This window comes from Bacillus sp. FJAT-44742, assembly GCF_002797315.1.
Lineage (GTDB): Bacteria > Bacillota > Bacilli > Bacillales > Marinococcaceae > Thalassorhabdus > Thalassorhabdus alkalitolerans.
Genome location: NZ_KZ454936.1, coordinates 3,557,560 through 3,570,118 on the forward strand (window position 1 = coordinate 3,557,560; position 12,559 = coordinate 3,570,118).

Consider the following 12,559-nt stretch of genomic DNA (forward strand, 5'->3'; position numbering starts at 1 on the left):
TTCTAATCCGCAGAAGAGTGCTTTTTAAATGTCACAGAAAACAAGAGCAAAGCGAGAAATGAAAGAACAGTGAGTCCAAGAAACAGGTTGGAAAAGATGGCATTCTCCCCCTGCAGAGCAAGAGGATTCAACACAATCCCTGTATCCTGAAGGTCTAAAATAGCTCCAAAGGAAGCACTGCTAAAAGCTCCTGCTACAAAGTTTAACAAATTAAACAGCCCAATCCCTACTCCTGTTTGTTTAGCAGGCAGGATAGCAGAGAGGATATTTGCTGTTGAGCTTTGAATAAGCGGGAAGCCAATATAGGAGATAACCAGGCACACAGCAATAATCCAGGGAGCAAATCCGGCAAAGGTGGAAAGAAGGATTGTTCCAGATCCTATGAGAACTAAAGCCAGGACCACCACCTTTTCCCCGCCTATTTTGTCTACAAGCTCTCCCCCGGAACGTCCTAGTATACCGGCGATCATAGCCCCCGGAAAAAGAACAAATCCAATAGCTAAGGTGCTTAACTCATAGAGGTCGCGAAGCATAATAGGGATGACAAAAATCAGGCCAAACAATACACTGGTTCCTAGAAAGCTTGTCAGTATGGTAATAGTGTAGGCCCGATTTTTTAACATTTCAGGCCTGATAAAGGGATCTTCAGCTTTCAGAATTCTAAGGATAAAGAGTACAAAAGATAAAGATGCGACAGGGATAAGCCACATTATGAGCGTGGTGACAAAGGCTAGAAAAGAAGCAATCGCTATACTAAATAGAAGAGCACCAAGATAGTCTATTTTTCCTTCTCTCTTTTCTTCGGCAGGCATCCACTTACGAAAAAACGGAATGGCGAAAACGGAGGCAACGGAAAATAAAAACAAATAACGCCAATCAAGGATGCCGGCAATAAGCCCTCCGGCAATAGGACCGATGCCTGAAGCAAAGGCAATAGTAGAGGAGATGATACCAAACACCTTTCCGCGTTCATTAGGGAAAAAGCGGGTTGGGATAATAAACGCCAGGGCAGGAATAGTCGCACCTCCGATTGCCTGCAAAATCCTTGATGCAAGCAAAAGACCATAGGAAGGAGAAAGGAAACCTAACAGGGCTCCTAGAGCGAACATGCTGATCCCAAATGTAAGAATCGAACGGATGGGAAAAATATCAGCAAGCTTTCCATACATCAATGCACCGACAGCATTCACCATGATGTAACCGGTCATCACCCAGCTGACTTGCGAAGGAAGCAGGTTAAAGTGATCCGCGATATCCGGTATGGCTACATTAAACATCGTCCCATTCATAACAGAAAAAATAAGAATGAGAGCAACGAGACGAATGAGTCGTTTTTTTAATAACGGCTCAAGCTCAGGAGGAGAATGAGCACTAGTTGCAGAAGTAGTCATACATTTCCTTCTTTCACAACGAATTCTCTGGCCTAATGAGTACTAATGAGTAAAATGAAGTAAGGTAGGGAAAAGAACTATAACTTGTACTCAGCCAGCTTTATTTAAAGACCAGATGTTAATATTACGAGTCTCTAAATATATTGTCAACAAACGCGCCTTTCTATAACGCTGGAAGAATGAACAGGCATCCTCCAGAAGCTTTGGAATAAAGATAGAGGGCTTGGCGGAAGAAGAGCAGAAAATTTTAGAAGTCAACATACAAGAAAAATATTATGTAAGCGCTTTCTAAAAATAGGAAAGAAGGTGGTCAGGTGGTAAAAGCAGCGAAAGATAATATTGCTTACTTTTTGATTGGCTTTATTCTGGTAGGACAAACAATCAGCGCCCTTGTTATGAGCATACCAAGGATAAGCAATGTCTTACATCTCCTATGGATCGGCTTTATCGTAGCTGCCTTTACAGCCAGTGTTGTAGCTCTCTTTTCAGATATAAAAAAAGCAAGAAAAGGATTAGGCTGGATCGTTGGATCTTTAACTATATCCGGCGTTCTGCTTCTCTACCACTTGGAGACCCTGTACGAAATGATCATGATATTAACTCACTAAGCTGCCCCCTGTGGAAAGAAACAGGGGGGCGGGAATGATGAAAGCAGGAGAAAAAGTCATTGAGGGGGGAAGGGATTCTTCCTTTTCCCGCACCACAAAAACAAAAACAAAAGAGAGAAGCCGACGATAAGGAACGGCGCAACCATAATCAGAAAATAACTCCATCCAGACATAGCATTCCTCCTATTGTTTTTTTCCTTGTACATATTCGGTATCAAATAAAAAGAGCCTCATAAGCAAAAGCAGTGAAGGAATAAGCAGCACCATTCCGCCTGCAAAAGCCAAAAGTAAGGAAAAGGCCATTGAATCATTAACGACTCCGTCATAAATGGTGAGGTGAGGATAAAGCAGGTAGGGTAAATGGGAGGCTCCGTACCCAAACCAGGAGGTAAAGTACTGGGTCATCACGCATACAAAAGCGAGCCCCGGTTTTCTGCTCTTCCAAATTAAAAAAACGGCTCCGCAGAAAAAGAAGAAAGAGATCATAAATATCCAGCTGAGATCTGCCAGGATTTGAAAGCGTACAGGGCTGTGGCGGCTGATGGCGAACACAACGAAAAGGCTTGCGAGCATTACAGGGAAAGCCCACAACAAAGTGTACTTACGGAAAAGTCTGTATGCTTTTCCCTCGGCAGCTTTCCAGCTATAAAAGGCAAGAAAAGATGATGAAATAAACAAAACGCTCACCATGGCCAGAGATACCAGGCTCCAGGGCAGCCAGCTTGTTAGAAGGTCATGATAAAGAAGTTCAATTGTTCCGTTAGAAAACTGCAAAAAACCGCCTTGTGAAATAGCAAGAATTACGGTGAGAGAGGCTGGTATGAAAAGGCCGGCAGTTCCATAGAAAAAAGAATACAATAAATTCTCTTTCGAGCCATATGTGTTGAAAGCATAGTAAGAGCCCCGAACAGCGAGAAGTACTATTGTAATGCTTACGGGAATTAACAGGACTGTCCCGAAATAGTAGGCAGTGGCAGGAAAAAAGCCTACGAGGCCGATAAAGAAAAAAACGAGGAATACATTGGTGACTTCCCAGACCGGAGAGAGGTACCGTTGAATTAATTGATCTATTTTATCGCTTTTCTTTGTGGCCTTATTATAAAAGTGGAAAAAGCCCGCCCCGAAATCAACAGAGGCCGCAAGTAAGTAGCCATAAAGAAACAGCCAAAGAATACTAATACTAATGATTTCATAATTCATAAAATCACCTCTGTCAAAGTCCTCGTTTAAAGATCTCACGGTCAACAGGGTTATGTGTAAACATTCTCCAGAGGACGATCCCCGCAGTTGCACCTAAAACGGCATATAAGCCTGTAAAAAGATATAGCACGGCATCCACATGATAAGCAGTGGTTGCCCCATCAGTGGTACGCATAACCTGGTAGAGAATCCAGGGCTGCCGACCAACTTCTGTAAAAATCCATCCTGCTTCCACAGCGAGCATAGCAAGTGGACCTGAAATAATGATTGCTTTCATCAATGCCCTATGATAAAGCTTGCCGGGGAATTTCCAGAAATAAAGCAAGTACAGAGCAGAAATAAACAATAAGTATACTCCGCTTCCAACCATGACATCAAACAAGTAATGTATCCATAACGGGGCGGTGTCTTCTTCAGGAAATTGATCAAGCCCGGTTACATGAGCGTCAGGACTTCCATGAGCAAGAATACTTAAGGCATAAGGGAGTTCTAGAGCATACCGGACTTCTCCATTTTCAAGTAAGACTCCCCCAAGCAAAAGAGGTGCATGGTCAGTACTTTCGAAATGCCATTCAGCTGCTGCAAGCTTTTCAGGCTGGTAGTGAGCAAGATACTTCCCAGACAAATCTCCTATCAAAACAGTGCTGATGGAGAAAACAAAAGCAGCTGTCATCGTAAGGTGAAGAGCCTTTTTATGGTAGACATGTGTTTCCCCTCTGATAATCCGAAAGGCTCCTATCATTGCGAGGATAAGGGCTGAAGCAAGATAACAGGTAATGAGCACGTGAGCTGTTTTTGTAGGTACAGCAGGGTTAAACATTGCTGCAAGGGGGCTTATATCAACTAAAGTGTTTCCAACAATTTCAAAACCCTGGGGTGCATTCATAAAAGCATTGACTGTCGTTATAAAGAAAGCTGAGGAAGCTGCTCCAATGACAACCGGCATGAGAAGCAGCAAGTGCTTTAACGGGTTTGTAAAGCGGTCCCACGTATATAAGTAGATTCCTAAAAATATAGCCTCAACAAAGAAAGCGAAAGTTTCCATAAACAATGGCAAAGAGATAGTTTGCCCGGCCAACTTCATAAAACCAGGCCATAAGAGGCTTAATTGCAAGCCTATAGCTGTACCGGTCACAACACCTACAGCTACAGTTACTACAAATCCTCTTGCCCAGCGGCGGGCAAGGAGTATATAGTGAGGATCACTTTTGCGAATACCTGTCCATTCTGCTAATGCAATCATGAGCGGGACGCCAACACCAATGGTCGCAAACAGAATATGAAAGCTAAGGGTCAAAGCAGTGAGGATCCGGCTGTAGACAGCAGGATCATATTCAATAAACATAACGTTTTCCTCCCGGCCGACCATATATTTAAATGCTTTGAAAGCATATGTTTTTTACAGCGTAATAAGGTTGAAAAAAAAGGCAGGGTAGTACCTGATTTTAAATAAGTAGTTCTTACGCCTGGCCATCAACGAAAAGGAGGAAGAAAGGAAATATGGTAACAATCTATGAGGGCATGACTGCTTTTATGTTTAGGCTCTGGACATAAAAAGCACCGGCAGAAATTGATACCAGCCGGTGCTGTAAGACGAAGCTTACATATTCTTTTGCAGTTTCGCAGCAATTTCGTAGAAATCTTCTATATTATAGCCCGGTGCAAACTCTTCCGGTTTTGGTTCAAAGTCAGGTTTTTCTCCTCCTTCAGGCATGCCTTCAACCACTTCGAGGGTGCTGCCGTCTTCGGGGTGCTCCCCGACCCAGATTTTATCAATATCCTTATAATCCTCCGGAGAGAAGGTGAAAAGTTTTCGGTGAAGACCACGTCTTTCATGCTGCTCTGCCTCGGGGAATTTACTGTTTTCAAGATCTGGAATTGGGAGCATCTTTTTCACATCTACTCCTGTTAAAGTTTCAAGTGCTTTCGCATATGCTACTGTATGAACACCTCCGCGAACAAGTAAGTATCCTATCATTTCTCGTGCTGCCGGGTTATCTGTCATTTCATAGACACGCATTTTATGAGTGCGGGCTCCACATTCAAGAAAGAAATTGTGAAGGAGATCCAGTACAAGGTTTCCGCTGTTAAAAACGTAATCTCCCTGCCATGGCTGGCCTAAAGCATTTACGGGCATGCTGGACTGGGCATTTACAATAAAATGATGCGGGTTAGCTGCAGATTTACCTGGTTCTAACGGGGCATCTAAGGGAGATTTATGATCCGTAGCACCTTCCATCAATGAGTTAATAGAGGCAGTTACCAGTTCTACATGTCCAAGCTCTTCGCCAGTGATGCTTGCAATGAGGTCATAGTAGGGTTTTAGTTTCTTTTTAGAGCGAAAATTAAAGGATTGGTTCATGTAGTTCATCAAGGTTGACATTTCACCAAAACGTCCGCCCATTAACTCTTGTACCGCGTTTGCTGCATCCGGATCTGGTTTGTCGGGCTTTGGAAGTTCAATCTGTAAACGATCGAATCTTTGGAACATGAATAAACAACTCCTTTAGGAAATTAAAGAAAAATCTTCCTGTTTCTTCTACCCTCTTCCTTCCTATTTAAACTCATTAAAAATAGGTTTTTGGAGCCGAAATTTGTCCGTCCCCTTCATATCGTCAAAAGATTTCGCATAAATTAGAAAAGGATATTTTTCAGCAAGCTCGAAAAGGCCCGTGAAAAGTGAGAAAGGAGATTATTCTTTTTTAATACAGGGTAGGGAGAGAGGTGTAGATAATAAGTAAGTGTGACAGCAAGGGAATGTGACAAAGAGTTCATTCTCGTTTGCTTTTATCTGTGGTAAGATAAAGTGGTGTAAATGTGTGCAAAACTACTTATATTTATTATTTTCAAAGAAACTCTTTTATAAAGCCAGTCTTGAAGAGATGGTGTGAATGAGCACTTTACATAACAGGTACTGAAGAAAATAAGAATGGGAGCGTATTTTTGTGTTCATAGACATTGACGGAGTGAACGTAAACTATCATGTATCCGGCAAAGGCCGAAATATTGTTCTGCTTCATGGCTGGGGAGCGAATATACAAGCATTTGCCCCTGTGCATCAATTTTTAGAAAAGAATTATCGCGTGTGGTCGATAGATTTCCCTGGTTTTGGGGAAAGTGACGAGCCACCGGAACCTTGGGGCGTAGGTCAATATACTTATTTATTTAAGCAGTTTCTGCAGAAGCTGGAAATTGAAGATCCTGTGCTGGTAGGCCATTCTTTTGGGGGGAGGGTCTCTATTAAGTATGCATCTGAGTATGCTTCAGAACACCCGATCCGTAAGATTATTCTGGTAGACAGCGCCGGGGTAAAGCCAAAAAGAGAATTGAAGTATTATATTAAGGTCTATACGTACAAAGCATGCAAACAAGTACTAAGGCTCCCGGGCTTAAGCAAATACCGGGAAGAAATATTAAACAAAATAAAAGGAAAAGTAGGTTCGGCAGACTACAAGAATGTATCAGGAGTGATGCAGCAATCTCTGGTGCATGTAGTCAACGAAGACCTGCAGCATCATTTACCGGATATAAAAGTTCCTACCTTGCTTGTGTGGGGGGAAAATGATGAGGCAACTCCGGTGGAAGATGGAAAACTGATGGAAGAAAAGATTCCCGATGCCGGGCTGGTGGTTCTTAAAGGTGCAGGCCACTACGCGTACCTGGATAATTTAAATGAGTTTCTGGTGATTATTGATAACTTCCTTCAGAAAGACAAGGAGGAATAACGTTTTATGACAAGTTTATTAATTATACTATTTTTAAGTGTCTGGGGCTTTTATACAGCGATCAGAATAAAGAAAAGCACTCATATGCTCCAGCTTAACTCCTACCGCAATGAGCGGATATGGAAGTGGATGAACGAACATAAAGATTTGGTGTACCAGCGAAAGGACTTTTGGCCTCTTCTTGCCATCATCCCACTGATTTTCGGGGCTGAAAACACTGCACTTCTTCTTGGTACTGCTCTTTATGGATTAAATATTTATTTTCAGCCAAAGGTTACTGAAAAGAAAAAGCTTGTGTTTACCCCGAGGGTAAAACGGTTGCTAGCAACTATAGGTATCCTTTATCTTATCGTTGCGGTCGTGGCAGCGTTGATTGGGGCAGGAGCTGAGGTTTCCCTTCTTTGGTTTATGATTCCGCTGATTGTGAGCAATATTTTGGCCTACTTTGTCATGATTGCTGCCAATACCATTAACTGGCCGATTGAGAGCCAGGTTAACCAGTATTACTTTAATGATGCGGAAAAAATCATTAAGAGTATGCCTAACCTGGAAGTGGTAGGGATAACAGGGAGCTATGGAAAAACAAGTACTAAGCATATGCTTGAAACAGTGCTTTCCTCTCAATTTAATGTTCTGATGACTCCTGAAAGCTATAATACCAAAATGGGTGTTACAAAAACGATTCGAACGATGCTTAAGCCCTATCACGAAATCTTCATTGCAGAAATGGGCGCTAAGCAAGAGCACGATATTCAGGAAATCTGTGAGTTAGTTCATCACAAATACGGGGTTCTGACTGCTATCGGAGAACAGCACCTGGATACCTTCAAAACTCTTGATAATATTAAGAAAACAAAATATGAGATTGTAGAAACATTGCCTCATGATGGGACAGCGTTTGTAAATAAGGACGATGAGAACATTATGGCATACCAACAAAAAAATAAAGTCAGAACCATGTATTACGGCATTGATGCAGAGGACCTCCATTACCGGGCTACTGATATTACTTATTCCTCAAAAGGAACTCATTTTACCGTTACAAAGTACGATGGAACCTCTGTGGAAATGCAGACAAAGCTACTTGGCCGTCATAATATTTACAACATCCTGGCAGCGGTAGCCATTGGATCAGAGAAGGGTATTCCCCTTGAAAAGATTGCACAAGCAGTCAAAAAGGCACAGCCTGTTCCTCACCGTCTTGAGCTTAAAAAGCCGAATGGAAATATCACAATCATTGATGATGCCTTTAATTCCAATCCGGTTGGTTCAAAGATGGCTCTTGAGGTTCTGGGACAGATGCCAGAATACAAGATTCTGATTACTCCCGGGATGATTGAACTGGGAGATAGAGAGTATGAATTAAACAAAGCGTTAGGGATGCACGCAGCTGACGCTTGTGACTTTGTTATTCTCGTTGGAAAAAAACAAACAATTCCTTTGCAGGATGGATTAAAGGAAAAAGGGTACCCGGAATCCCAGTACTTTGTAGCAAAAAACCTGCAAGAAGCTCTAGACAAAATGAATGAGCTTGCTACTCAAAAATCAGTGGTTCTTTTAGAGAATGATTTACCCGATACATTCAATGAGTGAGAAATTAGGAGGAAAACGGCATGAAAACTAGAGTCGGAGTATTTTTTGGCGGTGTCTCTGTTGAGCATGAGGTTTCTGTAATCTCAGCTCTCCAGGCCATCAATGAGATGGACAGCAGCCAGTATGATGTTATACCAGTATATATAAGTAAGGATCGGAACTGGTATACAGGAGAGCAGCTGCTGGATATTGATAATTATAAGGATATCAAAAAGCTTCTTTCAGAGGCTCAAAAGGTCATTGTCACGAAGAATGAGGCGGGCGGAGTTGCTCTGCAGAAAGACCCTGCCCCTAAATTTGGAAAGAAAATAATGGCTGAAATTGATGTAGCCTTCCCAATCATTCACGGTACATTTGGCGAAGACGGTGTGCTTCAGGGACTATTTGAATTGTTTGACCTGCCTTATGTTGGCTGTGATGTTCCATCTTCTGCTGTTGGGATGGATAAAATTCTCATGAAGCAGGTATTAAGGGACTCAGGTCTGCCGATTCTTGATTACGTATGGTTTTATAATAGCCAGTGGAATGCAGACAGCGAGGATTTTATCGAAGAGATAGAAGAAAGGCTTCAATACCCGGTAATTGTCAAGCCGGCTAATCTTGGCTCTAGTGTGGGAATCAGCAAAGCAGGAAACCGGGAAGAATTAGAAACAGCTGTAGAGGAAGCCATGGAATTTGCCGCCAAAATTGTTGTGGAACGAATGGTGACGGATATGAAAGAGGTAAACTGCTCTGTCTTAGGAGATTACGAGGATGCAGAAGCTTCCGTTATTGAAGAAGTTCTGAAAACTGAAGAAATCTTGAGCTACCAGGACAAATATCAAGGCGGCGGTAAAGGAGGAGGCGGAGCCTCTAAAGGAATGGAAAGCACAGACCGTATTATTCCTGCCGACATTCCAGGGAATCTTGAAGAAGAAGTGAAAGACCTTGCAATTGACACATTTCAGCTTCTTGGCTGCAGTGGGGTCTCTCGTATTGATTTCCTTATTGATAACAGCGAACAAAGAGTATATATAAATGAAATTAACACCATTCCTGGTTCTTTATCTTTTTACTTATGGGATCCAGCCGGAAAAGACTTCAAGCAGCTTACTCACCAAATGATTCAATTTGCTTTAAAGCGTAAAAGGGAAAGAGAAAAGCTTACGTTTTCGATTGATTCTAACTTATTTTCTTTGCATAGTGCTCAAGGAGCAAAAGGTGGAAGCAAAGGCGGATCTAAATCGAGTAACCGTTAGGAAAGCTAAAAGAGGCAGCCATCAAAGGCAGCCTCTTCCCTTTTTTAGAGATCTTAAATTTTTTCTCTGAAAATCTTAATAACCTATTGATTTATAATATAGTTTGATATATAATATTTTTTGTCAGTAAGACAATATACATTCATTTAATCATGGCCCGTTGGTCAAGTGGTTAAGACACCGCCCTTTCACGGCGGTAACACGGGTTCGAATCCCGTACGGGTCACCACTACTTTTGCTCTCATGGAAGAGGGCTTTGTTTTTTTCTTAAAATATAATTGAGGTTGACACGAAAAACTCAATATGTTTTAATAGGAAGGTAGCTTTTTTGGAGGGGTAGCGAAGTTGGCCAAACGCGGCAGACTGTAAATCTGCTCCCTCTGGGTTCGGCGGTTCGAGTCCGTCCCCCTCCACCATTTCATTTATATGTACGAGCCATTAGCTCAGTTGGTAGAGCATCTGACTTTTAATCAGAGGGTCGGAGGTTCGAATCCTCCATGGCTCACCATTTATACACAAGAGTTGCGTGATTCTCACCTACGGTTCTCCCGTAGCAGGGAAGCACAGACAAGGAAGAGACGGGACTAGCGTTGCGTCGGAATCCTCCATGGCTCACCATTTACTCAATAGTTGTCCATTCATGGACGTGTTAGAGTCGGCTTTTTTTTGCCGACATGTTTTAATATGATTTACATAAATGTGCTTCTCGTTTGTCTTCTTACATGCGGGAGTAGTTCAGTGGTAGAACACCACCTTGCCAAGGTGGGGGTCGCGGGTTCGAATCCCGTCTTCCGCTCCATAATCTGCGGGTGTAGTTTAGTGGTAAAACCTCAGCCTTCCAAGCTGATGTCGTGGGTTCGATTCCCATCACCCGCTCCATATAAGAAGGGGCCTTAGCTCAGCTGGGAGAGCGCCTGCCTTGCACGCAGGAGGTCAGCGGTTCGATCCCGCTAGGCTCCACCAATATTTATAACGATCCTTAGTGATAAACTAAGGTTTTTTTGTGTTTTTATACAAACCATAGTCCAGGAAGCAGAAAAATGAACGCATTTTTAGAAGCTGCCATCGTTAAAACAGCTTTTCCAAAGAACAATAGAGAAAAAAATATCCCTCAGTCATCACTGAAGGTAATTAATGCTTTGCAAAATAAGAGTCATATTTATTTAATAAGGAGTCGAGTTTCTTGCTTAGTTGAACGACCTCGTTGGAGAACAGAGGCTTACTCCATGCTTCTTTATTCAATTGCTCCCTGATCATCTCAATTTCGTTGATGAGGCTTTCTTCCGGCACAACCTTCACCTCTTTCTCCACTTTTTTCCTAAATATGGTATACCCCCAATTTAGTAAAAGCAAACATTACAAATAGCATATTTTTAAAAATCTTCCATATGCATATCTTGGTGCGAAAAAATTTTTGGTACAATAAGGAAGATTGATTTTCTTATCGAGATAATGAAACTTTAAAGCTCCTTCTTTCGTAGAAGAAGGACCCGAGCTGGGCGGAGGTTGAGATAATGGATGCCCTGGTAAAACGGCTGATTAAAGAAGTGAAAAACGGGGATCAAGAGGCGTTTGCAGAATTGATCGATCTTTATAAAGATAAAGTATACCAAATTGCTTATCGTATGACAGGAAACGCTCATGAAGCACAGGATGTTGCACAGGAAGCATTTTTAAGAGCCTATGCCAATATTGAAAGCTTTGATGAGCAAAGGAAGTTTTCTACCTGGCTGTTCCGCATTGCTACAAATTTATGTATTGACCGCTTACGGAAAAAGAAGCCTGATTATTCACTGGATGCAGAGGTGAAAGGTACAGAGGGCGTCACCGGTTACTCACAGGTTGCAGCAGCAGGGCCGCTGCCAGAGGAAGAAGTGGTAACTGTAGAAATGCAGGAATGGATTCAAAAGGAAATTTCTTACTTGCCTCCTAAATACAGGTCAGCTATTATTTTAAGGTACATAGAAGATTTGCCCATAAAACAAATTAGTGACATATTAGATCTGCCGGTAAATACCGTGAAAACTCACTTGCATAGAGGAAGGGAAGCGTTAAGAAAGCGACTTGGCGGCGCATGATGAAGGGAGGAAATGACCATGGCTTGTGATCACTACCATGATCGAGTGCTAAAAAGCTATTTTAACGAAGAGTTAGACGCGAAAGAAAGAGCCTCGTTCTATGAGCACTTAAAAAAGTGCAGCACTTGCCATTCCCATTATCATGAAACAACAAAAACAATAGCTTTTATACAAAGTGCCTCACATATAGAGGCTCCTGGCTCTTTCACAGCCAGCGTAATGGAACAGCTCCCTAAAAAAAGAAAAAGAGCTGCCTGGAAAAAATGGGCGTATAATCACCCGGTAGCCGCAGCCTCTGCTATCTTTCTTCTTCTAATGTCTTCAAGTGTATTTTCAATATGGAATGATCAATCCGGCCAGGAAATATCGGTCCAAGGGAGCGGGAATGTTCATATCAACAAAGAAAATGGACTGGTTGTCATTCCTGAAGATGAAGTGGTAGAAGGAGACTTAATTGTCCAAAACGGTAGTGTTGAAGTCCATGGTGAAGTTTTAGGAAACTTAACCGTGATTAATGGAGAGCCTTATTTGGCATCAGCCGGGGAAGTATCCGGAGAAATTGAAGAGGTGGATCAGGTGCTGGAGTGGATCTGGTACCATACAAAAAGACTCACTGGGGATATCCTGTCTGGAAACGAGGAATAGCCATCCGCTGACACCGGGTGGTTTTTCATGATTAAATAGTGGTAAGGCAAGAAAGCTGTACTCTGACCAAGAAAGAAACAC

12 protein-coding genes and 6 tRNA genes are annotated in these 12,559 nt (G+C 42.3%); 12 read left to right on the top strand and 6 right to left on the bottom strand.

The window, feature by feature from the left end; translation table 11 throughout:
- Positions 1–2: 2 nt before the first annotated feature.
- The gene (locus tag CEF17_RS17630) at positions 3–1,391 is read right to left on the bottom strand and encodes an MFS transporter (RefSeq protein ID WP_100400634.1); all 1,389 of its coding nucleotides are present in this window, start codon (positions 1,389–1,391) and stop codon (positions 3–5) included.
- A gap of 314 nt (positions 1,392–1,705) precedes the next feature.
- On the opposite strand from CEF17_RS17630, the gene CEF17_RS17635 reads away from it, so the two are divergent.
- Complete coding sequence (locus CEF17_RS17635) at positions 1,706–1,999, top strand: hypothetical protein (protein WP_100400635.1); 294 nt, start codon at positions 1,706–1,708, stop codon at positions 1,997–1,999.
- A 56-nt stretch (positions 2,000–2,055) separates the two neighbouring features.
- Here the strand turns inward: CEF17_RS17635 and cydS are convergent, their stop codons facing one another.
- The 4 genes from cydS to CEF17_RS17650 form a co-directional block, all read right to left on the bottom strand.
- A complete protein-coding gene (gene cydS, locus CEF17_RS21095; RefSeq protein ID WP_442857462.1) occupies positions 2,056–2,205 on the bottom strand; it encodes a cytochrome bd oxidase small subunit CydS family protein in 150 nt (49 codons plus the stop codon).
- Complete coding sequence (locus CEF17_RS17640; RefSeq protein ID WP_100400636.1) at positions 2,183–3,199, bottom strand: cytochrome d ubiquinol oxidase subunit II; 1,017 nt, start codon at positions 3,197–3,199, stop codon at positions 2,183–2,185. Before CEF17_RS17640 ends, cydS begins: the two co-directional genes overlap by 23 nt.
- A gap of 13 nt (positions 3,200–3,212) precedes the next feature.
- On the bottom strand, positions 3,213–4,544 hold the full coding sequence (locus CEF17_RS17645; RefSeq protein WP_100400637.1) for a cytochrome ubiquinol oxidase subunit I: 1,332 nt from the start codon (positions 4,542–4,544) through the stop codon (positions 3,213–3,215).
- Between the two features lie 255 nt (positions 4,545–4,799).
- Positions 4,800–5,690 carry a manganese catalase family protein gene (locus CEF17_RS17650; RefSeq protein WP_100400638.1) on the bottom strand — a complete coding sequence of 297 codons (891 nt, stop codon included), beginning with the start codon at positions 5,688–5,690 and terminating at the stop codon, positions 4,800–4,802.
- Between the two features lie 454 nt (positions 5,691–6,144).
- Here CEF17_RS17650 and CEF17_RS17655 point away from each other — a divergent pair, with 454 nt between their 5' ends.
- The 9 genes from CEF17_RS17655 (at position 6,145) to CEF17_RS17695 (ending at position 10,718) form a co-directional block, all read left to right on the top strand.
- A complete protein-coding gene (locus tag CEF17_RS17655; RefSeq protein ID WP_100400639.1) occupies positions 6,145–6,924 on the top strand; it encodes an alpha/beta fold hydrolase in 780 nt (259 codons plus the stop codon).
- A gap of 6 nt (positions 6,925–6,930) precedes the next feature.
- Positions 6,931–8,517: a UDP-N-acetylmuramoyl-tripeptide--D-alanyl-D-alanine ligase gene (locus CEF17_RS17660; RefSeq protein WP_100400640.1), complete on the top strand. Its 1,587-nt coding sequence runs from the start codon at positions 6,931–6,933 to the stop codon at positions 8,515–8,517.
- 20 nt (positions 8,518–8,537) lie between these two features.
- Positions 8,538–9,755: a D-alanine--D-alanine ligase family protein gene (locus CEF17_RS17665; protein WP_100400641.1), complete on the top strand. Its 1,218-nt coding sequence runs from the start codon at positions 8,538–8,540 to the stop codon at positions 9,753–9,755.
- Positions 9,756–9,909: 154 nt separating this feature from the next.
- Positions 9,910–9,984: transfer RNA gene (locus CEF17_RS17670), tRNA-Glu, on the top strand.
- Between the two features lie 101 nt (positions 9,985–10,085).
- Positions 10,086–10,171 (top strand) — tRNA-Tyr (locus tag CEF17_RS17675).
- A 16-nt stretch (positions 10,172–10,187) separates the two neighbouring features.
- Positions 10,188–10,263, top strand: a tRNA-Lys gene (locus CEF17_RS17680).
- Positions 10,264–10,479: 216 nt separating this feature from the next.
- Positions 10,480–10,554, top strand: a tRNA-Gly gene (locus CEF17_RS17685).
- A gap of 6 nt (positions 10,555–10,560) precedes the next feature.
- Positions 10,561–10,634, top strand: a tRNA-Gly gene (locus tag CEF17_RS17690).
- 8 nt (positions 10,635–10,642) lie between these two features.
- A tRNA-Ala gene (locus CEF17_RS17695) sits at positions 10,643–10,718 on the top strand.
- 168 nt (positions 10,719–10,886) lie between these two features.
- Here the strand turns inward: CEF17_RS17695 and CEF17_RS17700 are convergent.
- Positions 10,887–11,045, bottom strand: coding sequence for an aspartyl-phosphate phosphatase Spo0E family protein (locus CEF17_RS17700; protein WP_232725543.1), 159 nt, complete (start codon positions 11,043–11,045; stop codon positions 10,887–10,889).
- A gap of 224 nt (positions 11,046–11,269) precedes the next feature.
- Here CEF17_RS17700 and sigW point away from each other — a divergent pair, with 224 nt between their 5' ends.
- On the top strand, positions 11,270–11,833 hold the full coding sequence (sigW, locus tag CEF17_RS17705; RefSeq protein ID WP_100400642.1) for an RNA polymerase sigma factor SigW: 564 nt from the start codon (positions 11,270–11,272) through the stop codon (positions 11,831–11,833).
- Between the two features lie 18 nt (positions 11,834–11,851).
- A complete protein-coding gene (locus tag CEF17_RS17710; RefSeq protein ID WP_100400643.1) occupies positions 11,852–12,478 on the top strand; it encodes an anti-sigma factor in 627 nt (208 codons plus the stop codon).
- Positions 12,479–12,559: the final 81 nt, after the last annotated feature.

Bases quoted from the DNA above. Each gene is read 5' to 3' on its own strand.
- sigW (WP_100400642.1), top strand. From the start codon at position 11,270: ATGGATGCCCTGGTAAAACGGCTGATTAAAGAAGTGAAAAACGGGGAT.
- CEF17_RS17645 (WP_100400637.1), bottom strand. From the start codon at position 4,544: ATGTTTATTGAATATGATCCTGCTGTCTACAGCCGGATCCTCACTGCT.
- CEF17_RS17630 (WP_100400634.1), bottom strand. From the start codon at position 1,391: ATGACTACTTCTGCAACTAGTGCTCATTCTCCTCCTGAGCTTGAGCCG.
- CEF17_RS17710 (WP_100400643.1), top strand. From the start codon at position 11,852: ATGGCTTGTGATCACTACCATGATCGAGTGCTAAAAAGCTATTTTAAC.
- CEF17_RS17665 (WP_100400641.1), top strand. From the start codon at position 8,538: ATGAAAACTAGAGTCGGAGTATTTTTTGGCGGTGTCTCTGTTGAGCAT.
- CEF17_RS17650 (WP_100400638.1), bottom strand. From the start codon at position 5,690: ATGTTCCAAAGATTCGATCGTTTACAGATTGAACTTCCAAAGCCCGAC.
- CEF17_RS17660 (WP_100400640.1), top strand. From the start codon at position 6,931: ATGACAAGTTTATTAATTATACTATTTTTAAGTGTCTGGGGCTTTTAT.
- cydS (WP_442857462.1), bottom strand. From the start codon at position 2,205: ATGTACAAGGAAAAAAACAATAGGAGGAATGCTATGTCTGGATGGAGT.
- CEF17_RS17640 (WP_100400636.1), bottom strand. From the start codon at position 3,199: ATGAATTATGAAATCATTAGTATTAGTATTCTTTGGCTGTTTCTTTAT.